A 19,487-nucleotide genomic window follows, 5' to 3' on the forward strand; every position below is an offset into this window, starting at 1 on the left:
GCACCTCCGGCCGGGGCTCGGTCACCGCCGAAGGCGATTCGGGCAGAAGCGGTGGCCGGATGACCGACTCCTCGACGACCTCGTCGCCATCTGCGAAGCAGGGGCACTCAAACACGTGTGCAGAACCACACTTCCGATGCGTCCTCAAGGCACGCGTACGACCCTGGACTCATGTTCGCTGAACCGAGTGATCGCGAGGCCCTGCGCTTCGGCGAGGAGTCCCTGACGTACGCCGAACTGCACCAGGCCGCGGGCACTCTGGCGAAACGGCTCCAGGGAAAGACGCGGGTTGCCGTGTGGGCGACTTCCACGCTCGAAACCTGCGTGGCGGTCGTCGCCGGGTTGCTCGCGGGCGTCGCGATCGTGCCGCTCAACCCGAAGCTCGGTGAGCGCGAACTGGAGCACATCCTCGGCGACAGCAAGCCCGACCTGGTGCTGCGCGACGAGCCGATCGTGTTCGGCACGCCCGGCGCGTTCGACGAACCCGGCCAGGAGACTCCCGCGCTGGTCATCTACACCTCGGGTACGACCGGTCCGCCCAAAGGTGTGGTCCTGCCCCGCCGCGCGCTGACGTCGAACATCGACTCGCTCGCCAAGGCGTGGCAGTGGACCGGCGACGACGTCCTGGTGCACGGGCTGCCGCTGTTCCACGTGCACGGCCTGGGCATCGGCGTCCTCGGCCCGCTGCGGCTCGGCGGCTCGGTGCGGCACGTGAAGTTCTCGCCGGAAGCGATCGGCCACGAGCTGGCGACCGGCGCCACGATGATGTTCGGCGTCCCGACGATGTACCACCGGATCGCCGAGGCCGTGGAGAACAACAGCGCTTTGGCCGACCAGTTGCGCACCGCCAGGTTGCTGGTCTCCGGCAGCGCCGCGCTCCCGGCGAGCGATCACGAGCGGATCGCCAAGGCGACCGGGCAGGGCATCGTCGAGCGGTACGGGATGAGCGAGACGCTGATGAACGTCAGCGTGCGCTTCGACGGCGACCGCAGGCCAGGCGCGGTCGGGCTGCCGGTGGACGGCGTCGACGTGCGGGTGGTGGACGAGCAGGGCCGCGACGTCGGCATCGGCGCGATCGGCGAGATCGAGGTGCGCGGGCCGAACCTGTTCCTGGAGTACCTGAACCGGCCGGACGCGACCGAGAAGGCGTTCCGCGACGGGTGGTTCAGGACCGGCGACATGGCGGTGCGCGACCCCGACGGGTACATCCGCATCGTCGGGCGGCGGGCCACGGACCTCATCAAGAGCGGCGGCTACAAGATCGGCGCCGGTGAGATCGAGAACGCCCTGCTGGAGCATCCGTCGGTGGCCGAGGTGGCCGTGACGGGCGAGCCGGACGACGACCTGGGCGAGCGGATCGTCGCGTGGGTGGTTCCAGCCGGCGTTGCGCCGGAACCACAGGAACTCAGCGACCACGTGGCGAAGCTGTTGTCACCGCACAAGAGGCCGCGCGTGGTTCGTTATCTGGAAACCTTGCCGCGCAACGAGATGGGCAAGGTGCTCAAGCGCGAGCTGTCCTAACAGGACAGTCGCGGGGGATGGCCGGCGGGCTCGCCCGGTCATCCCCCACGACGCCCGTTCAGCCGGCCGAGTTGCCGTTGCAGGCCACGTAGGACGGCGCGTGGTCGACCGTGAAGATCTCCAGCGGGCCGTTCCACTGCCACGGGAGCAGGCAGGCGTTGTTGGCGATGCTGATGTCCGAGCCACCGCCGGCGTGGTTGTCGTTGCAGGCCGCGTAGCCGGGGGCGTGGCCCTCGTGCAGCAGCGAGAACGGGCCGTTCCACTGCCACGGAGCGGCACAGAGGTTGTCGGCGATGCTGATGCCGTGACCGGAGCGCTCGTGGCCCTCGCCAGCGGAGGCGGGGGACGCGGCGACCAGCATGGCGCCACCGATGACAGCAGTCGCGATAAGCGTCTTCTTGATCATGCGGATGTCATCGGCTCGTCACGCTCTGTCCTTAATGGACGTCACCCGATCCGCTGCACAACGTCACACAGGCAGGGCACGCGAGCGCCACTCGCCATGCGGAACCAGTTGAGCTGTGCGAACGTCGTCGATTCCGCGCTCGAGCCGAATCAGAAGATGATCTTCGTTCAGGCGTTCCGCGACACCTTCGCCCCATTCGACGGCGACGACGGCGTCGACCAGATCCGTGTCCAGATCAAGATCGTCTAGCTCGTCCAGGTGACCCCCGAGCCGGTACGCGTCGACGTGCACCAGCCGCACGCCCCGGCCGCCTTCCGCGGGCTCGTGGACGCGGGCCACGACGAACGTCGGCGACGACACCCGGCCCTGCACGCCGAGACCGCGCGCGAGCCCGCGCACCAGTGCGGTCTTGCCCGCACCCAACGGCCCGGCGAGCAGCAGCAGGTCGCCCGCCCGCACCAGTTCCCCAAGCCTTCGGCCGAACTCCTCGGTGTCTTCCACCAGGGGCAGTTCGACGGTCTTCACGCTCGGCGCCACCACTTCTTCCGACTCTCTCCGCGATCGGCCGCGCACCGTTCGATCAGCGCGACCAGGTGGTCGTTGACGAGATCAGCCTGCTCCATCATCACCATGTGCCCGGCACCGGGGGCCCGGACGAGGGTGCCGTGCGGCATCTCCTCGGCCATCCGCTCGGCGTGCGAGAACGGCGTCAGCTTGTCCGCGTCACCGCTCAGGATCAGCACCTCGCAGTGCCGCAGTCCGGCGAGCGCCTTGTAGCGGTCGTGCGTGCCGAGGGTCTCCAGGAACTCGGTGAGCACCTTCACCGTCGTCCCGTTGATCATCTTCTCCATGAGGTCCACAAGGGACGGAGCCACCTTGCGGTCACCGAACGCCAACGCGCGGATGCCGCTCCAGGTAAGGGTTTTCGTGCCCTTGCGAACCCACTCGACGAGTCCGGGCTGGATGCCGGCGAGGCGGCCGATGCCGAGCGTCACCGGGTTGTAGCGCGACAGCACGGACTTCGGCAGCCCCGCGCCGCCCACGGCTCCGGCGGCCGTGCCGATCAACGCGACACCGCGGACCCGTTCCGCGAAGAGCTCCGGCTCCTTCTCCGCGAGGGCCATGATCGTCATGCCGCCCATCGAGTGGCCGACGAGCACGAGCGGTCCGTTCGGCACGACCGAGCGGATCACCGCGTCGAGGTCGAGCGCGAGCTGGTCGATGGTGCTGTTCTCGACCGAGGAACGGCCGGAGCGGCCGTGCGAACGCTGGTCGTAGAGCACCTGGTGGACACGCGGGTCGATCAGCTCCGCCAGGTCCTTGCGCTGGAAGTGCCAGCAGCGGCGGTCGAGCGCGAACCCGTGCACCAGCACGACGGTGATGTCGGCCTCGCCACCGTCACCGGGATCGACCTCCTCGACGGAGATCGGCACCCCGTCGTCCGCGGCCACGGTCGACTCGCGGTCGGGCCGCAGCTGTCCTAACGGCTCGTCGGCGAGGCTGTCGGTGACCGTCTTGCGCTCGTGCGACACCTTCGCGGTCTGCGCCACGGCAGCACCCGCGACGGCGGCACCCAGCGCACCACCGACCCATCCGACGACCTTCCACACCGGCTTCACGTGTAGATCCTCCGCACCCGCGGCCGGTACATCCCGCAGACGATCTCGTAGTCGATCGTCCCGGTCAGCTCCGCCCACTCCGTCGCCGTCGGCTCCCCCCGGCGCCCGTCGCCGAACAGGACGACTTCCGCACCCTCGTCGATCCGGTCGTCTCCGCAGTCCACGACGATCTGGTCCATGCAGACACGCCCGACCACCGGGCGGCGCTTCCCGTTCAGGAGCACCTCCATCCGGCCGGAGAGTGCCCTCGGAACGCCGTCCGCGTACCCGGCCGGCACCAGTGCCAGCGTCGTGTCCTTCTGCGCGGTCCATGTCATCCCGTAGGAGACCGACTCGCCGGCGGGGATACGTTTCGTGAGCGCCACGTGCGAGCGGTAGCTCATCACCGGGCGCAGGTCGTGCTCGGTCGGCACCGGGTTCAGCCCGTACATCGCGATGCCGGGCCGGACGATGTCGAAGTGCAGGTCCGGGCGCGTGAGCAGGGCGGCGGAGTTCGCGATGTGCCGCTTCGGCGTGAGGCCCGCTGCTTTCGCCACGTCGTACGCGTCGTCGAACCGCTTGGCCTGCAGGTCGACGGACGGGTGCCCGATCTCGTCGGCGCACGCGAGGTGCGACCAGATGGCGACGACCTCGTGCTTCTTGGCCTGTTCGACCAGTTCCGGCCAGTCGTGCGGCTGGCAGCCGTTGCGGCTCAGGCCGGTGTCGATCTTCAGGTGGATCCGCGGCCGGGCGTCGGCCTCCTCGGCGGCCTGCTCGACCCTGCGCAGGTCGGAGAGCGATGACACGGACAGGTCGACGTCGGCGGCGATCCCGGCGGCCAGGTCCTCGTCCGGTGCGTCGAGCCAGGCCAGGATCGGGGCGCGGAGGCCCGCGGCTCTGAGCGCGAGAGCTTCCTGCGTCGAGCAGGAACCGAGCCAGGTCGCGCCGGCTTCCAGCGCCGCCCGCGCCACCTCGACCGCGCCGTGGCCGTAGCCGTCCGCCTTGACGACGGCCATGGTTTCCGCGGACGGGGCAAGGCTCGCGAGCAGTGCGACGTTGTGCCGCAACGCACCGAGGTCGACAACCACTTCTGAACGGGCCATAACCTGTTCATCGTGCCATGACTTCGCAGCTCACAAGTGTGAGCGAGCGCTCAGGTCCGTCGAATCGATCGAATGGCCGTGGGGATCGCTTCCATGAGACCCGACGACGGCACCGGTGCGCCGTCGGCACCGATCTCGGCGGCTAGGACGTGCGCGTACGCCGCGTACCCCGCGGCCAGGAACGGATCGACGCCCGCGGCCAGCAGCGCGCCGATGATCCCGGACAGCACGTCACCCGAGCCTGCCGTGGCGGGCCAGGACGACGTCGCCGAGTTCACCAGCGCTCGTCCGTCCGGTGCCGCCACCACCGTCCGATGCCCCTTCAGCAGCACCACGGCGTTGAAGCGCTGAGCGGCCTTGCGGGCCGCTGCGACGCGGTCCGCGCCCACGGGGCCGGCCAGCCGCTCGAACTCCCTGTCGTGCGGCGTGAGGACCAGCGGGGCGTCGGGGTCGCGGGCGTCCCAGAGTTCGGAGTGCGAGGCGAGCAACGTGATCGCGTCCGCGTCGGCGATCACCGGGACGCCGGCGTCCAGCACGAACCGCAGCACCTCGGCGGAGGAGCTGCCCGTGCCCATGCCCGGCCCGACCACCCAGGCCTGCACGCGTCCGGCATCGGTGATCGAGCCGGTGCAGATCGTCTCGGGCCAGCGGGCGCGGATGGCGTCAGCGGCGGGACCGGCGTACCGGACCATGCCCGACGTCGCCAGCACAGCCGCACCCGTGGAAAGCACTGCGGCGCCTGGATAAGTGGAGCTGCCGGCGGCCACACCCGTGACGCCCTGGGTGTACTTGTCGTCGGACGGGCCTGGCACCGGCCAGGTGATGTCCGAACGGTCGAGCAGCACGAAGTCGGGATCCGTTGGCCGCAGGCCGATGTCGACCAGGTGCACGTCACCGCAGTCGGCCAGCGCGTGCACTGGCTTCAGGCAGCCGAACGTGACCGTGGTGTGGGCCTGAACGTGCGGCCCGGAGATCTCACCCGTGTCCGGATCAACACCGGAAGGCAGATCAACGGCCAGGATCGGTGCTCGCACGGAAGCAACGAGCTCGGCGGCCGCAGGGCGCAGAGGACCGCGTGCGGAGAGGCCGACGATGCCGTCGATCACCAGGTCCGGCGTGCCGACCTCGTCGACGATCCGGCCACCGGCCCGGCGAAGTGCTGTGAGGCCTTCGACGTGCGCCTTCTCCGGAGAGAGCAGGACAGCGGAAACCGCGACCCCGCGACGGCGCAGGAAGTAGCCGGCCCAGAGGGCGTCGCCGCCGTTGTTGCCCGCACCCACGAGCAACGTGACGCGGCGGCGGCCCTGCAAAAGCCTGAGAGCGTGAGTGGCCACACCGAACGCGGCCTTGCGCATCAGCGAGCCCGGCCGGACCACCGCCATGAGCTCTTCTTCAGCGGACTTGACGCGTTCGGTGTGCCAGACGCCTCTCACTCACTCGACGGTAACGGACTTCGCGAGGTTGCGAGGCTTGTCCACGTCGTAGCCGCGGCTGCGCGCGATCTCGGCCGCGAGCACCTGCAGCGGGACCGTCGAGATGAGCGGCTGCAGCAGGGTCGGGACGGCCGGGATCTCGATCAGGTGGTCGGCGAACGGGCGCACGGTCTCGTCGCCTTCCTCGGCGATCACGATCGTGCGGGCACCGCGGGCCTGGATCTCGCTGATGTTCGACACCAGCTTCGAGTGCAGGACGGCACGGCCCTTCGGCGACGGCATCACGACGACGACCGGGAGACCCTCCTCGATCAGCGCGATCGGGCCGTGCTTGAGCTCTCCGGCCGCGAAGCCCTCGGCGTGCATGTAGGCGAGCTCCTTGAGCTTCAGCGCGCCTTCGAGAGCCACCGGGTAGCCGACGTGGCGGCCGAGGAACAGCACGGCCTTCGAGTCGGCGAGCTCGCGACCCAGCGCCTTGACCTGGTCGATGGTGCCGAGCACGCGCCGCACGGCCTCGGGCATGGCCTCCAGCTCGTGGAACTCGCGGGCGACCTCGTCCGGGTACTTGGTGCCGCGGGCCTGCGCCAGGGCCAGGCCGACGAGGTAGTTCGCGGCGATCTGGGCGAGGAACGCCTTCGTCGACGCGACACCGATCTCCGGGCCGGCGTGCGTGTAGAGGACGGCGTCGGACTCACGCGGGATCTGCGCGCCGTTGGTGTTGCAGACAGCCAGCACGCGGGCCTTCTGCGAGCGGGCGTGGCGCACGGCCTCCAGCGTGTCCGCGGTCTCGCCGGACTGCGACACGGCGACGACGAGCGTGTCGCGGTCGAGCACCGGGTCGCGGTAGCGGAACTCGGACGCGAGCTCGACCTCGACGGGCAGGCGGGTCCAGTGCTCGATCGCGTACTTCGCGACGAGACCGGAGTGGTAGGCGGAACCGCAGGCGACGACGAACACCTTGTCGACGTCGCGCAGGTCCTGGTCGGAGAGGCGCTGCTCGTCGAGGACGATCCGGCCGTTCGAGAAGTGGCCGCGCAGCGTGTTCGCCAGCGCCTCCGGCTGCTCCTCGATCTCCTTGAGCATGAAGTACTCGTGGCCGCCCTTCTCGGCGGCGCTGAGGTCCCAGTTGACCGTGAACGGCTTTGCCTCGGCGGGCTCGCCGTCGAAGTCGGTGACCTCGTAGCCGGAGCGGGTGAGCACGACCATCTGGTCCTGACCCAGCTCGACGGCTTCCTTGGTGTGCGCGATGAACGCGGCCACGTCGCTCGCGACGAAGTACTCGTTCTCGCCGACACCGACGACCAGCGGGGAGTTGCGGCGCGCGGCGACGACCGTGTCCGGCTCGTCGGCGTGCGTGAAGACGAGGGTGAACGCGCCCTCCAGGCGGCTCACGACCTTGCGCACGCTGGCAGGCAGGTCACCCTTCGTGTCACCGTCGCTGTAGGCGAAGGACACGAGGTGCGCGACCGTCTCGGTGTCGGTGTCGGACGCCATCTCGACGCCGAGGGCTTCGAGCTCCGCGCGCAACGCGAGGAAGTTCTCGATGATGCCGTTGTGCACCACGGCGACGCGGTTCGTCGCGTCGCGGTGCGGGTGCGAGTTGCGGTCGATCGGCGCGCCGTGCGTCGCCCACCGCGTGTGGCCCATGCCGACGGTGCCCGCGAAGTTGTCGCGACCCACCTCGTCGAGCCTCGTCTCCAGGTTCTGCAGCCGGCCTGCCTTGCGTTCGACGGCGAGATCCTCACCGGTGACGACCGCGACGCCTGCCGAGTCGTAACCCCGGTACTCGAGCCGCCTCAGCCCGTCCAGCACGACGTCGAGCGCCGACTGGTGACCCACGTATCCCACGATTCCGCACACGGGAAACAGACTAGCTAGACCACGCCGCTAACCCTAATGAGTGAGAGAGCCGGATCACCGCAGGTCAGAGACACATATGGTGTAGACCAATCTCGGGTGTGGCCTGCGCGACAGGATCGACTACGGTTCACCCCATGGCTCGCCGCGTGATCACGCTGACCGCGAAACAGGCCCTTGAGCAGCTGAGCAGGCCAGGTCCGCACCCGGTGCTGCGCGGCGACCTCGCGCTCGTCGGCCTGCCCGGAGTGATCTTCACGCCCACCGCGGGCCTGGGTCTGCCCGCCGTCGCGTTCGGGCACGGCTGGATGCAGCCCGTGCGCCGCTACCACGGTCTTTTGCGGCACCTGGCCTCGTGGGGCGTGGTCGCCGCGGCCCCGGCCGTGGAGCGCGGCCCGCTGCTGTCGGCGCGGGTGCTGGCGGCGAACCTGCTGACCACTTTGGACATCTGCACCGGCGTGCGGCTCGGCACCGGTGACATCAGCGTCGACCCGGCGCGGCTCGCCCTGGCCGGGCACTCGATGGGCGGCGGCGCGGCGGTGCTGGCGGCGTCGTCGTCGGACCGCGTCCGCGCCGTTGTGACTTTGGCCGCAACGGAGACGCGCCCGTCCGCGCTGGACGCGGCTCGTTCCGTCCGGGTGCCGGGCCTGCACCTCGCGGCGGGCGAGGACCGGATCGCGCCACCCGTCGGGCACGCCGAGGCGATCGCGTCCGCGTGGGGCGGCCCTGTGCAGCTTCGGTTGCTGCCCAAGGCCTCGCACCTCGGGTTCACCGAGGGCCGGCACTGGAGCGAGCTCATGCTGGACGGGCGTTCCGAGCGCGGGTCGCACAAGCTCGGCCGGGCGTTCGTGACCGCGTTCCTGCTGCGGGTGCTCACCGGCGAGCGCACGTACGACGAGCTGCTCGAGAGCGACCTGAAGAACGCGAACCTCGTCTTCCAGCGGGAAGCCCTGCGTCAGCGCTAACGTGCTCTGCGTGATGCCGGGATCGCAGAACCAGGGCTGGCACCAGCAGGGCCAGCAACCCCAGCAGTTCCAGGGGCAACCGCAGTTCCAGGGGCAGCAGTTCCAGGGACCGCCGCCACCTGGCTACGGGCCGAAGCCGGACAACAAGGGCCTGCGCATCGGCCTGGTCGTGGCCGTCGGCGTGCTCGCGCTGGCGTGCAGCGGGGGCGTGGTGGTCAAGGCCGTCGACCGGCTGCTGACCGGCATCTCCAAGGGCGACGTCATGCGGATCGCGACGGGCGGAACGCTCGCGATCGGCGCGCTGACGTTGCTGGTGGGTGCGGTGATGGTCGCGATCGGCACGGCGGCGAGCAGGTTCGTCGTGGGCGCGGCGGCCGCGCTGTTCCTGATCGGGTTCCTGCTCAGGTCGTTCAACGGCTCGTTCGACGGCGAACTGCTGGCCGTGCTGGTCGGCGTGCTGATCGCGGCCGGGATCACCTGGTCGCCGCCGCTCGCCGCGCACTTCCAGGCCAAGCGGGCCGCGAAGCCGCAACCAGGCTGGGGACCGCCGCCGCCCGGATACGGCCAGCAGCAGATGCCGCAGCAGTACGGTCCGGGACCGCAGCAGCCGCCCCAGCCCGGCTACGGCCCACCGCCTCAAGGACCGCCGCAGGGTCCGCCTCCACCCGGCTACGGCCCTCAGCACTGACCAACGAGAACGCCCCCAGGTCGTCGGACCTGGGGGCGTTCGTCGTTCAGGACAACCAGCTCTGGTTGCTCAGGTCGTCGTCATCGTCGACGACCTGGCGCTGCGGCCGCCGAACCGCCGGAGGCTGCCGCACTGGTGGCGGAGGCGGAGGTGGAGGCGCCTGGTAGACGGGAGCGACGGGCTCAGGAGTGGGAGCGGGTGACGACGGAGGCGCCCAGCCGCCCGGACGGAAGCCGGGCATGTCGTCCTGCTCCTCGTCCTCCTCGGTGCCGAACGCGAACTCGCCCGACTTCTTCTCCGTGGCCGCCGCGGTGCCCCAGCCACCGGCCGCCTTCTGCCGACCGGCCATCTCGTGCAGCCTCGTCGCGACCTTGGCCGCGTTCGCGAGGTTCTGCTCGTTCTTCTCCTTGGCGTCGGCCATCGCCTTGTCGACGTTGCGGGTGGCCAGCGCCGCGCGCTCGGACTGTTCGCGGTTCGTGGCTTCGAACCGCGCTTCCAGAGCCTTGACCTCGTCCTGGACACTCACGTCCGCGAGTCCTCCCCGAGCACGCCCACCGGACGGTTGAGCGGGTTGTTGTCGTCGTCGAACAGCGAACCGGTGGTGCGCCACTGGCTCGCGCCGCGCTCGGTGTCACCGCCCTGCTGACCGCCGGCGCCGCCACCGCCCATCATGCCGCCGCCACCCATCATCCCGCCGCCCATCATGCCGCCGGACGCGGCACCGGACGTGGGCTGGCCGTGCCCGTCCTGCATGGACGGCAGGTTCGCGGAACCCGCCTGACCGGCCTCGGAGGCGTTGGTGTCGGCGCCGATGCCGCTGTTGCCGTGGTCGCTCTGGGACGGCGTGCTCCAGGCGCTCTCCGCCGGTGCCGACCCGCTGAGCACGGACTCGCTGCCGTGCGAGCCGCCACCGGTGAACGAGACACCGGACGTCGCCGTGGTGTCCGAGGACGCGGCGTGGGCGAACTGCGGGCCCTCGCCGGAGATCCTGGGCTCGCCGACGCTCGGCATGATGCCGTTGTCCTGGATGTAGTTGCGCCCCATCGACTCCTGGAAGCGCTCGCCCACGTTCGGGTTCTCCTGCCCCGGCGGGCTCCACACCTGGTCGCCTTGAGCCGGCATGGTCTGGAACTCACCTTGGGCGGGCATGGTCTGGAACTGACCGTCGGCGGGTGCGGGCATGGTCTGGAACTGACCGTCGGCGGACTGCGGGAAGGCCTGGTCCGGCAGGGTCAGCGGCTCGCCGATCCCCAGGTCGCCGCTCATGCCGCCACCGCCGCCGCGACCTGTGTCCCCGGCCGGATCAGTGGCCGCGGCGGGGTTGTCGTCCTCGCCGAAGCTCACGCCGATCTGGTCGGGCGTGCCGTCGCCGTTGTCCGCGCTGAGGTTGATCTCGCCGGTCTTGGCGTCGACCTCGGCGGTGAAGTTGACGCCGTCCTGCTCGATGTGGATCTTGCCGTCGGCGCCGACCTCGACCGGGATCGGGTTCGACTCCGAGCCGGGCGCGCCCATGCCGGTGCCACCGGGGGTACCGCCACCGGTCGTCGGCGTGTTGCCCGCGGGGGGAGCTCCAGGCGTCTGCGCGCCCTGCGTGGGCGTGCCGCTGAGCTGGTTGGCCATGCTCGTGATGGCCTGCGTGCCGTTCTGGCCCATCAGCGCCTTGGCGGCCTCGGGGTTCTTGCTGAAGTCGAGGTCGTAGGTCTTCGGGTCGCCCTTCGGCGTGTCGATCGTCATCTTCACGTGCCCGTTCGAGTCGGGCTCCGTGACCTTGATCGTGTTGTCGCCGGCCTTGACCGTGACGGACTCGAGCTTCTCCTCGGGCTTGGGCTGGTCCGGCTTGCCGTCGCCGTTCTTGTCGTCCGGCTTGCCGTCGCCGTCGAGATCGTCGATCTTGCCGTCGCCGTCGGTGTCGCCGGGCAGGTCGGGCTTGCCGTCGCCGTTCTTGTCGAGCGGGTTCTCCGGCTTCGGGATCTCCGGCATACCGCCGCCACCGCCGGAACCCGTACCGCCGCCTCCGCCGCCACCTGTGCCGGTGCCGCCACCGCCGCCGGTCTTGCCCCCGCCGCCGGTCTTGTCGCCACCCTTGCCGTTACCGGTGCCCTGGGTCTGGCCGAGCACCTTGAACGGGTCCTCGTCCCTCTCGGCGAGGAACTTGTTCATGTTGGCCCAGTGCTCGTCAACGGCCTTCTTCGTGTTCTCACACGTGGTCTTGAAGGCGTCGAGGATGCCGCGGAAGGTGTCGCAGAAGATCTTGCACCACTCGACGGCCTGCCGGGCGGCGTAGTCCTTGGTCTCGTCGTTCAGGTCGCAGTTGTCGTCGCCGACCATGTCCGCGACGGACTGCTGGCCCTGCTGCGTCGGCAGGAACGCGGCGATCGTCTGGATGTCCTCGTCACTCGCGTCCCGGCCCTTCTGGGCGACGCGGATGATGACGTCGATCTCGGCGGGCGTGCGCTCGCAGATGCGGTCCTTGTAGTTGTCCAGCAACCACTGCGTCTTCACCCGGACCGCCTCGGCGACCTTCGAGCACGCCATGCCCACGGCCTGCTCCGAGCCGGTCAGCGACTCGGTGACAACGCGGACCTGCGCCTGGAACTTCCCGAAGAAGTCGCTCGACTTCTCCGAGGCCTTACCGGTCCAGTGGCTGTACAGACCGTTCATGTCGGTCTGCATCTTGCCCGCGGCGTCGGTGATCGCGCTGCGAGCGCTCGCCCACTCCTGGACCTCGGCTTCCAGCTTGGAGAACAGGATGCCGCGCTGCTGGTTCCAGAGCTCGAGGACCTTCTCCTTCGAGAAGTCGCCACTGGTCTTGCCCGCGACCCCGCACGCCGAGATGTACTTCGGCAGGAAGTTGTCGAACATCTTCAGGGCGGAGTTGCCCTTGTCGATGATGTCGTCCGACTTCGACACACCCGCGCTGTACGGACCGCCCTTGGCCTGGTCGCGCAGCTGCTGCTTGCCCGCGTCGACCGCCGCCTTGTCCGCGGCCGGGTCGCCGTTCTTCTCCTTGTCCGCCTTGGCGGACGCACGCGCGGCGTCGAGGGAGTCCTGGAGGTTGTCGTCCTCGTCGTCGGCCCAGGTGCGGTCCCAGTCGCCGAGCGAGAACTTCTTGTCGTACTCCTCGACGACCTTGTTCGCCTCGTCCTCGGAGAGGCCGGGCATGTCCTCGTCCTCTGCCCGGTCGAAGTACCGGAGGGCGAGTTCCTTGCGCTGCTCGAACGGGATGTTCGGGTTGTCGAGGAGCGCTTTGACTTCCTGCCAGGTGGGCTGTTCCACGACTAGCTCACCTTCTGCTTGTTCTCGGCCTCGACCCACTCGTAGCCGCCCTTGCTGGCTTCGAGGCGGGCCGCGAGGTCGGCGCTCGCGGTGACGAAGCTCTGCGCGCACTTGGCGAGCTTCTGAATGCCGGTCTGATAGCCCGTGAACGCGTCAGTGTGAGCCGTGCCGAAGCTCTCCTTGGCCAGGTCGGTCTGCGCGATCTTGTCGCTGGAGGCCTTGGTGCCCTCACCGGCACCGCGCACCTTCCCGGCGACCGCGCCCATCTCCTCCGGGCTAGTACCGAAGCCGGCCACCCGAACTCCCCTCCGTGGCCTCGCGCCACACCCCGTAGAACGTCCGCCGGTGTGAACCGGCATTCCCCAGTCCGACGTATCAGCGTTGCATCCGGTTCCCATGTTCGCAGGCCACGGCCGTCCCGCGGAGGCGAACGATCGCGTCGCTTGCAGTTGCGAACGCGAGATCCGTGATCACCACTGGTTGGACGGCGGAGGCTGCTGGCCAGGAGGTTGCTGAGACCACTGCTGACCTTGCGGTGGCTGCTGCGGCCACTGCTGACCCTGCGGGGGGCCTTGCGGCGGATATGGCTGCTGGGGGTAGCCCTGGCCCGGCGGGAACTGCTGCCCGGGGTGAGCCCGCTGCTTCTTCTGGGCCTTCACGACGATCACGACGACCAGTGCCACAGCCGCTAGGGCCAGCACGAACAGGACAATCAGCAAGGCCATCGGGCCGAATTTCACGTCGTCGTCCTCGGATGTCGGTGTCCCCGATGCGGGGCCGGCGACGTGTCGCGCCTCCGGCCCCGTTCGGCTCAGCGGACCGAGGAAACCACACCCGCGAGGCGTTGCGCTGCCGACTCCGCCTGTTCGTGGCTCGTCGCCTCGACCATCACCCGCACGAGCTGCTCCGTTCCGGACGGGCGCAGCAGCACGCGGCCAGCGTCGCCCAGCTCGGCCTCGACGGCGGCGACGGCCTCGCTGACCGAGGTGGCCTTCGCCACCGCGGCCTTGTCCGAGACCTTCACGTTGATCAGGACCTGCGGCAGGCGGCGCATCACCGAGGCGAGGTCGGCGAGGGACTTGCCGGTCTCGGCCATGCGGGCCATCAGGCGCAGCGCGGTGAGCAGGCCGTCGCCGGTGGTGGCGTGCGCGGGCAGCACGACGTGGCCGGACTGCTCGCCGCCGAGCGAGTAGCCGCCGGCCTTGAGGTCCTGCAGCACGTACCGGTCGCCGACCGCGGTGGTGCGCAGGCGGATCTTCTCCGCCTTCATGGCGAGGTGCAGGCCGAGGTTGCTCATCACGGTGGCGACGAGGGTGTCCTCGTACAGCTCGCCCGCGTCGCGCATGGCGAGCGCGAGGATCGCCAGGATCTGGTCACCGTCGACGGCGTTGCCCTCGGCGTCCACCGCGAGGCAGCGGTCGGCGTCACCGTCGTGCGCGATGCCGAGGTCGGCGCCGTGCTCGCGGACCGCGGCGGCCACGACGTCGATGTGCGTCGAGCCACAGTTGTCGTTGATGTTGAGGCCGTCCGGGGTGGCGTGGATCGCGATGACCTCGGCCCCGGCGCGACGGTAGGCGTCCGGTGCGGCCACCGACGCGGCACCGTTCGCGCAGTCCACCACGACCTTGAGGCCGTCGAGGCGGTGCGGTGTGACCTTGAGCAGGTGCTCGACGTACTGGGTCTCGGCATCGGCGACGTCGCGCACCCGGCCGATCGCGGCACCGGTCGGCCGCTCGAAGCCGGTGCCCATGTGCTGCTCGATCTCGTCCTCGACCTGGTCGGGCAACTTGTGGCCACCGGCGGCGAAGAGCTTGATCCCGTTGTCCGGCATCGCGTTGTGCGACGCGGAGATCATCACGCCGATGTCGGCGCCGAGCGCGGCGACGAGGTGGGCGACCGCCGGGGTGGGCAGCGCGCCGACCCGCAGGACGTCCGCGCCGGCCGAGGTGAGGCCCGCGGTGACGGCGGCGTCGAGCATCTCGCTGCTCGCCCTGGGGTCGCGGCCGACGACGGCGACCGGGCGGTGGGAACGGTCGTGCTCCGCGAGCACGCGTGCCGCTGCGGCGGCGACGGACATCGCGAGCTCGGGGGTGAGATCGGCGTTGGCGAGACCACGCACTCCGTCGGTGCCGAACAGGCGGGCCATGAATCCTCCGATATGGACACTGCAAGGCGGCGGGAAAGACCCGGAAAACACTGCGGGAGCAGCAGTTCGATTTGAACTGCTGCTCCCGCAGGTACAGCTGAGACTTCGTGTCAGCGCTTGGAGTACTGAGGCGCCTTGCGGGCCTTCTTCAGACCGTACTTCTTGCGCTCCTTGACCCTCGGGTCACGGGTGAGGAAGCCGGCCTTCTTCAGGGCCGGGCGGTCCTCGGAGTCGACGGCGATCAGCGCACGCGCGATGGCGAGACGCAGCGCACCGGCCTGGCCGGTGATGCCGCCGCCACGCAGGTTGGCGATCACGTCGAAGGTCTCGGGCTTCTCCGTGGTGACGAGCGGCTCCTTGATGAGCTGCTGGTGCACCTTGTTCGGGAAGTAGTCCTCGAGGGCCTTGCCGTTCAGCGTGAACTTGCCGGTGCCGGGCACGAGGCGGACGCGGACGACGGCCTCCTTGCGGCGGCCGACGGTCTGCGCGAGGTGCGCGGCGCCGTTCAGCTGCGGAGCGACGACCACCGGCGCGGAAGCTTCTTCCTCGACAACCTCGGCCTGCTCGGCCTCGGCCTCGGGAGCAGCCTCGACGACCTCGGCCTCGACAACCTCAGCCTCGACCTCGGGGGTCTCGACCTCAGGGGTCTCGTTCTCAGGGGTGGTCACAGGAACTTCCTCGGTGTTCTCGTCGCTCACTGGGCGATCTTCTTGATCTCGAAGGTCTGCGGCTGCTGCGCAGCGTGCGGGTGGTTCGGCCCGCTGTAGACCTTGAGCTTGTTCGCGATCTGACGGCCCAGGCGGTTCTTGGGCAGCATGCCCTTGATCGCCTTCTCGACCAGCCGGTCCGAACGCGTGTCCAGCAGCTCGCCGAAGGACTGCTTGCGCAGACCACCGGGGAAGCCGGAGTGGCGGTACTGGAAGGCCTGGTCCCGCTTCGCGCCGGTCAGAGCCACCTTGTCAGCGTTGATGACGATGACGAAGTCACCGGTGTCAACGTGAGGGGCGTAAGTCGGCTTGTGCTTGCCGCGCAGCAGCGTCGCGGCCTGGGTGGCGAGCCGGCCGAGCACCACGTCCTGGGCGTCGATCACGTGCCAGGTGCGGGTCACCTCACCGGGCTTCGGGCTGTACGTGCGCACGGATCTACCTCGTCGTCACTTGCGTCTGGGGTCACTGCGGCGGTTGCCCCAGACCGATCTTGGACGAACCAAGCGGTGGTTCCGAGACAGGCGCGGCACACATGGGCGCCAGCTACCGCACAACAACGTAAGAAGATACCGGATGGGTGGTGCGGGGACCAAAACGGCCCCTCCGAACGCCCCAACTCCGGACGTACGCGAGCCCCGGACCACGTGGTTCCGGGGCTCGCGAGGGTCTAACTGAACCGCGATGGCTTACCAGCGGTTGGCGTTGCTCTTCTCGGCCGCCTCGTACGCCTGGCCGGCGTCACGCACAGCGATACCGATGGACGAGAGGACGGACTGCAGGTCAGCGGCGCTCTTGTCCCACTGGGACTGCTTCTGCTGGTAGGCCGCGGCGGCCTCACCCTCGTAGCTGCCCATGACCTTGGTGACCTGGTCACGGAGGTCGTCGAGCTGCTGCTGGACCTGCTGTGCCGAGCTGGAGATCGAGCCTGCTGCGTTCGCGAGCTCGGCGAAGCTGACCTTGACGCTGTCGTGTGACATTTCCATCTCCCCTAGAAGTCTGTGTTGTGCGAAAGAGCAAACGAAAGCTGGAAGAACCGCGGAGAATCAGAGACGGTTGGAGATGCTCTGAGAGAGGTTCTGCGCTTCCTCTTCCTGCTTGCGGTAGGTGTCGGCGCTCACGCCGACCTGCTCCGCGATGCCCTGCAGAGCCTGCTGGAGGTTCCGGGCGTCCTCGTTGTAACGCTCCATCAGGGCGTTGAAGGCGGTGGCAGCCGCACCAGTCCAGACGCTCCGGAGACCGTCGACGGTGTTGGCAACGCCGCGCAGCGTGGCCTGAGTCTGAGCGTCGACCTCCTGAATGTGCTTGCCGAGCGCGGCGAGTTCTTCTGCAGACGCGACGTAACCGGCCATTGGGAGATGCCCCCTTGTTTGAAGTTCAAGTCGTACTTCTTGGTTCGTACGCCTCTTCCGACGAGGACCCTGCCACGTCGGTTCCGTCCTGTCGCGACTTCATCGGAAGTAGTTGCGCTAGTAAACGGCTCCGGGTGAAACCCGGTGTCAGTAGAGGATTCGCGACTGCGAAAAGTCCTCGTCATCGTCACTCACACGGGGAAGCTGGCCACTCGGACCGGCGACAGCGGCAGAACCGAGAGTGGCCGGGGACTCCGTCTCGACGGGCGCGGGAGCCTGCGGAGCGGTCAACTCGGCGGCGTCCGGCGTCTGCTCGACCGGCAGTCCGCGGTCGCCGCGGAACCCGGTGGCCGCCGCTCGAACGTCAGGAGAAGTGGCCTGAGCACCGGGTTCGACCCTGCGCTCACGTGCCTGCCTGGCCAGGTCACGCGTCCGTTCCCGCAGCTTGGCATTGCGTTCACCGACTTCACCGGCGGCACGACGGGCACGAGTGGCGGCTTCTCCGACCTCGGCGCGGAACCGGGCGAGAACCTCGCTGGCGGACATGGACAACTCCCCTGACGGTGCTTACTGCGGCTTGATGACCAGTGAACGGACGATCTGCTCGCAGGCGGCGCCGACCTGCGCCTTGCCCGCGTCGGTGGCCTGGCAGCCCACGCTCACCTGCGCCTTGCCCGCGAACTGGATGTACCAGTCGACCGCGGCGCCACTCACTTCTTCGCGATAGTGAACAACAGACTTGCCCGCGAATGTGGTCGCTTCAGCAAATCCGGAGACCTTGTCACCGTTGCCCACGCGCTTGTCATATTGGATCTGCAGTTCTTTCAACGCGCGCGGGCGATCCGCACTGCTGTCGTAGACAAGTGTTTGCTCCTGCACAGCAATGCGATCCACGGGTGAATCCGGATCAGACGTTTTGCGGTCGATCGGTTGCAAAAGCACCTGCCGGTCTTTCGCGACTCCGCCCGTCTGCTCCCATCCGTCCGGACGAGTGAAGCGGTAGTCGTACACCGCGATCTGATTCGCCGGCGGATCCGACTGCTCGGTCGTGTTCTTGTGGTTCAGCCAGTAGTAACCACCAACACCGGCCGCGGCGAGCACCACGACCACGCCGATCGTGACGAACAGCGGCACCTTGCTCTTCTTCTTCGGCGGCTGCGGGGCCGGGGGGAACGCGGTGGGGAACTGCGAGGAGGGCGGCGGCGTGATCCGCCGGGTGATCTTGCGAGTGGCGTCGTCGGTCACCCGGAGGTTGTGCGTTACGTCACCCGGACCGCCCTGTGGCGTCTTCTGCTGGGCGACGCCCCCGGTCCGCTCCGGGTCGAGGCTGACGGCCCGCAGTGCGCCGCGGGCGACGACGGTCTCCGGCTGGTCGATGCTCGTCGGCACCACGCGGATGTGGTCGTGGACGAGTCGCGCGACCAGCGGGATGCGGCTCGACCCGCCGACCAGGAACACCCCGGCCAGCTGCTGCGGTGAGAGACCAGCGTCACGCACGGCGGCGCCGACCAAGGCGGCAGCCCTGTTCAACGGCGCGGTGATCAGCTGTTCCAGGTCGGATCGGGTGACGTGCGCGTCCGGGAACGGCGGCGGCATCGGCACATCGGTGTAGGCGTGCCGGGACAACGTCTCCTTGGCGCCCCGCACGTCCTGCCGCAGCACCCGCCGCTTGCGCCGGTCCGCCATCTCGCGGCCTTCGACGAGCTGCCGCCACGCCTCTGGATCCTTGGCCGCGACCAGCCCGCCGACGTGTTCCAGCAACGCCTGGTCGACGTCCGCGCCGCCGAAGCTCGGGTCGCCCTTGGCCGACAGCACCCGGAAGCTCCTGCCGGTGCGCGTCACCACGCTCGCGTCGACCGTGCCGCCGCCGAGGTCGAGCACGGCGAGAGAGGCACCGTCCGGAACGGAGTGGCTCGCGGAGTGGAAGACGGCGGCCGCGACGGGCTCCGGCACCAGCACCAGCTCACGGCCGAGACCGCGTGCGGCCTGGATCAGCACTCGGGTGCGGACGGTTCCCCAGTCCGCGGGATGGGTCAGAACGAGAAGGTCGACGGGTGCCCCGCCACCGACCCGGCGCGCTTCTCCGACGGCACGGGTGAGCACCGCGCGCACGACGTCCACGACGGGCAGCACAGTGCTGCCCAGCAGCAGCTCGCCCTCGTCGACACGGCGCTTCGGGTGCGGTTCGTAGCGAGCGGGGTCGACCGCCGCCTGACGCTCGGCCTCCTGACCGACGAACAACGTCCCGTCGGCGGCGGCGAACACGGCGGACGACACCAGCGGCTGGCCGTCGAACACGACGACCTGCGGCTCCCGGCCGTGGGCCGAGACGGCGACGCAGGTGCTCGACGTGCCGAAGTCGACCGCGACGTGCAGGCTCATGCACCTTCCCCTCTTCCGGGCACATGCTTACCCGATGTGACAGGCCGGGACGACAC

At 69.3% G+C, this 19,487-nt stretch carries 20 protein-coding genes; 3 read left to right on the top strand and 17 right to left on the bottom strand.

Annotated elements, in window-relative coordinates:
• The first annotated feature begins 171 nt into the window (after positions 1–171).
• On the top strand, positions 172–1,521 hold the full coding sequence (locus ABZX92_RS29185; RefSeq protein ID WP_355566099.1) for an acyl-CoA synthetase: 1,350 nt from the start codon (positions 172–174) through the stop codon (positions 1,519–1,521).
• Positions 1,522–1,579: 58 nt separating this feature from the next.
• On the opposite strand, the gene ABZX92_RS29190 is transcribed toward ABZX92_RS29185, so the two are convergent.
• The 6 genes from ABZX92_RS29190 to glmS form a co-directional block, all read right to left on the bottom strand.
• A complete protein-coding gene (locus ABZX92_RS29190) occupies positions 1,580–1,927 on the bottom strand; it encodes a hypothetical protein (RefSeq protein WP_355566102.1) in 348 nt (115 codons plus the stop codon).
• A 63-nt stretch (positions 1,928–1,990) separates the two neighbouring features.
• The gene (tsaE, locus tag ABZX92_RS29195) at positions 1,991–2,452 is read right to left on the bottom strand and encodes a tRNA (adenosine(37)-N6)-threonylcarbamoyltransferase complex ATPase subunit type 1 TsaE (RefSeq protein ID WP_355566104.1); all 462 of its coding nucleotides are present in this window, start codon (positions 2,450–2,452) and stop codon (positions 1,991–1,993) included.
• Positions 2,449–3,546: an alpha/beta hydrolase gene (locus ABZX92_RS29200; protein WP_355566107.1), complete on the bottom strand. Its 1,098-nt coding sequence runs from the start codon at positions 3,544–3,546 to the stop codon at positions 2,449–2,451. The genes tsaE and ABZX92_RS29200 overlap by 4 nt, the downstream gene beginning before the upstream one ends.
• Complete coding sequence (gene alr, locus ABZX92_RS29205) at positions 3,543–4,628, bottom strand: alanine racemase (protein ID WP_355566110.1); 1,086 nt, start codon at positions 4,626–4,628, stop codon at positions 3,543–3,545. Before alr ends, ABZX92_RS29200 begins: the two co-directional genes overlap by 4 nt.
• 50 nt (positions 4,629–4,678) lie before the next feature.
• On the bottom strand, positions 4,679–6,061 hold the full coding sequence (locus ABZX92_RS29210) for an NAD(P)H-hydrate dehydratase (RefSeq protein WP_355566112.1): 1,383 nt from the start codon (positions 6,059–6,061) through the stop codon (positions 4,679–4,681).
• The gene (gene glmS, locus ABZX92_RS29215) at positions 6,062–7,921 is read right to left on the bottom strand and encodes a glutamine--fructose-6-phosphate transaminase (isomerizing) (protein ID WP_355566114.1); all 1,860 of its coding nucleotides are present in this window, start codon (positions 7,919–7,921) and stop codon (positions 6,062–6,064) included. It abuts the gene before it with no gap.
• A gap of 134 nt (positions 7,922–8,055) precedes the next feature.
• Here glmS and ABZX92_RS29220 point away from each other — a divergent pair, with 134 nt between their 5' ends.
• On the top strand, positions 8,056–8,883 hold the full coding sequence (locus ABZX92_RS29220) for an alpha/beta hydrolase (protein WP_355566117.1): 828 nt from the start codon (positions 8,056–8,058) through the stop codon (positions 8,881–8,883).
• A gap of 10 nt (positions 8,884–8,893) precedes the next feature.
• Positions 8,894–9,571 carry a hypothetical protein gene (locus tag ABZX92_RS29225; RefSeq protein ID WP_355566119.1) on the top strand — a complete coding sequence of 226 codons (678 nt, stop codon included), beginning with the start codon at positions 8,894–8,896 and terminating at the stop codon, positions 9,569–9,571.
• Between the two features lie 46 nt (positions 9,572–9,617).
• Here ABZX92_RS29225 and ABZX92_RS29230 read toward each other — a convergent pair whose 3' ends face one another.
• The 11 genes from ABZX92_RS29230 to ABZX92_RS29280 form a co-directional block, all read right to left on the bottom strand.
• Positions 9,618–10,097 (bottom strand): hypothetical protein, encoded by a 480-nt coding sequence (locus ABZX92_RS29230; RefSeq protein WP_355566122.1) that lies wholly within the window; start codon positions 10,095–10,097, stop codon positions 9,618–9,620.
• Positions 10,094–12,847 carry a hypothetical protein gene (locus ABZX92_RS29235; RefSeq protein ID WP_355566124.1) on the bottom strand — a complete coding sequence of 918 codons (2,754 nt, stop codon included), beginning with the start codon at positions 12,845–12,847 and terminating at the stop codon, positions 10,094–10,096. The genes ABZX92_RS29230 and ABZX92_RS29235 overlap by 4 nt, the downstream gene beginning before the upstream one ends.
• A gap of 2 nt (positions 12,848–12,849) precedes the next feature.
• Positions 12,850–13,143 (bottom strand): type VII secretion target, encoded by a 294-nt coding sequence (locus tag ABZX92_RS29240; RefSeq protein WP_355566126.1) that lies wholly within the window; start codon positions 13,141–13,143, stop codon positions 12,850–12,852.
• 174 nt (positions 13,144–13,317) lie between these two features.
• Entirely contained in the window at positions 13,318–13,572 is a 255-nt protein-coding gene (locus tag ABZX92_RS29245) for a hypothetical protein (protein ID WP_355566129.1), read from the bottom strand.
• An 86-nt stretch (positions 13,573–13,658) separates the two neighbouring features.
• Entirely contained in the window at positions 13,659–14,993 is a 1,335-nt protein-coding gene (gene glmM, locus ABZX92_RS29250) for a phosphoglucosamine mutase (protein WP_355566132.1), read from the bottom strand.
• A gap of 110 nt (positions 14,994–15,103) precedes the next feature.
• Positions 15,104–15,661, bottom strand: coding sequence for a 30S ribosomal protein S9 (gene rpsI, locus ABZX92_RS29255; RefSeq protein WP_355566135.1), 558 nt, complete (start codon positions 15,659–15,661; stop codon positions 15,104–15,106).
• Positions 15,662–15,687: 26 nt separating this feature from the next.
• Positions 15,688–16,131, bottom strand: a complete 444-nt coding sequence (rplM, locus tag ABZX92_RS29260; RefSeq protein WP_355566138.1) for a 50S ribosomal protein L13 — start codon at positions 16,129–16,131, stop codon at positions 15,688–15,690.
• Positions 16,132–16,386: 255 nt separating this feature from the next.
• Positions 16,387–16,677 (bottom strand): WXG100 family type VII secretion target, encoded by a 291-nt coding sequence (locus ABZX92_RS29265; RefSeq protein ID WP_355566141.1) that lies wholly within the window; start codon positions 16,675–16,677, stop codon positions 16,387–16,389.
• 66 nt (positions 16,678–16,743) lie between these two features.
• Positions 16,744–17,049 carry a WXG100 family type VII secretion target gene (locus ABZX92_RS29270; RefSeq protein WP_355566143.1) on the bottom strand — a complete coding sequence of 102 codons (306 nt, stop codon included), beginning with the start codon at positions 17,047–17,049 and terminating at the stop codon, positions 16,744–16,746.
• Positions 17,050–17,196: 147 nt separating this feature from the next.
• Positions 17,197–17,595 (bottom strand): hypothetical protein, encoded by a 399-nt coding sequence (locus tag ABZX92_RS29275; protein WP_355566145.1) that lies wholly within the window; start codon positions 17,593–17,595, stop codon positions 17,197–17,199.
• Positions 17,596–17,616: 21 nt separating this feature from the next.
• A complete protein-coding gene (locus tag ABZX92_RS29280) occupies positions 17,617–19,431 on the bottom strand; it encodes a type VII secretion-associated protein (RefSeq protein ID WP_355566148.1) in 1,815 nt (604 codons plus the stop codon).
• Positions 19,432–19,487: the final 56 nt, after the last annotated feature.

The sequence above is a fragment of the Lentzea sp. NPDC006480 genome, assembly GCF_040611995.1.
In the GTDB taxonomy this organism is placed as follows: Bacteria; Actinomycetota; Actinomycetes; order Mycobacteriales; family Pseudonocardiaceae; genus Lentzea.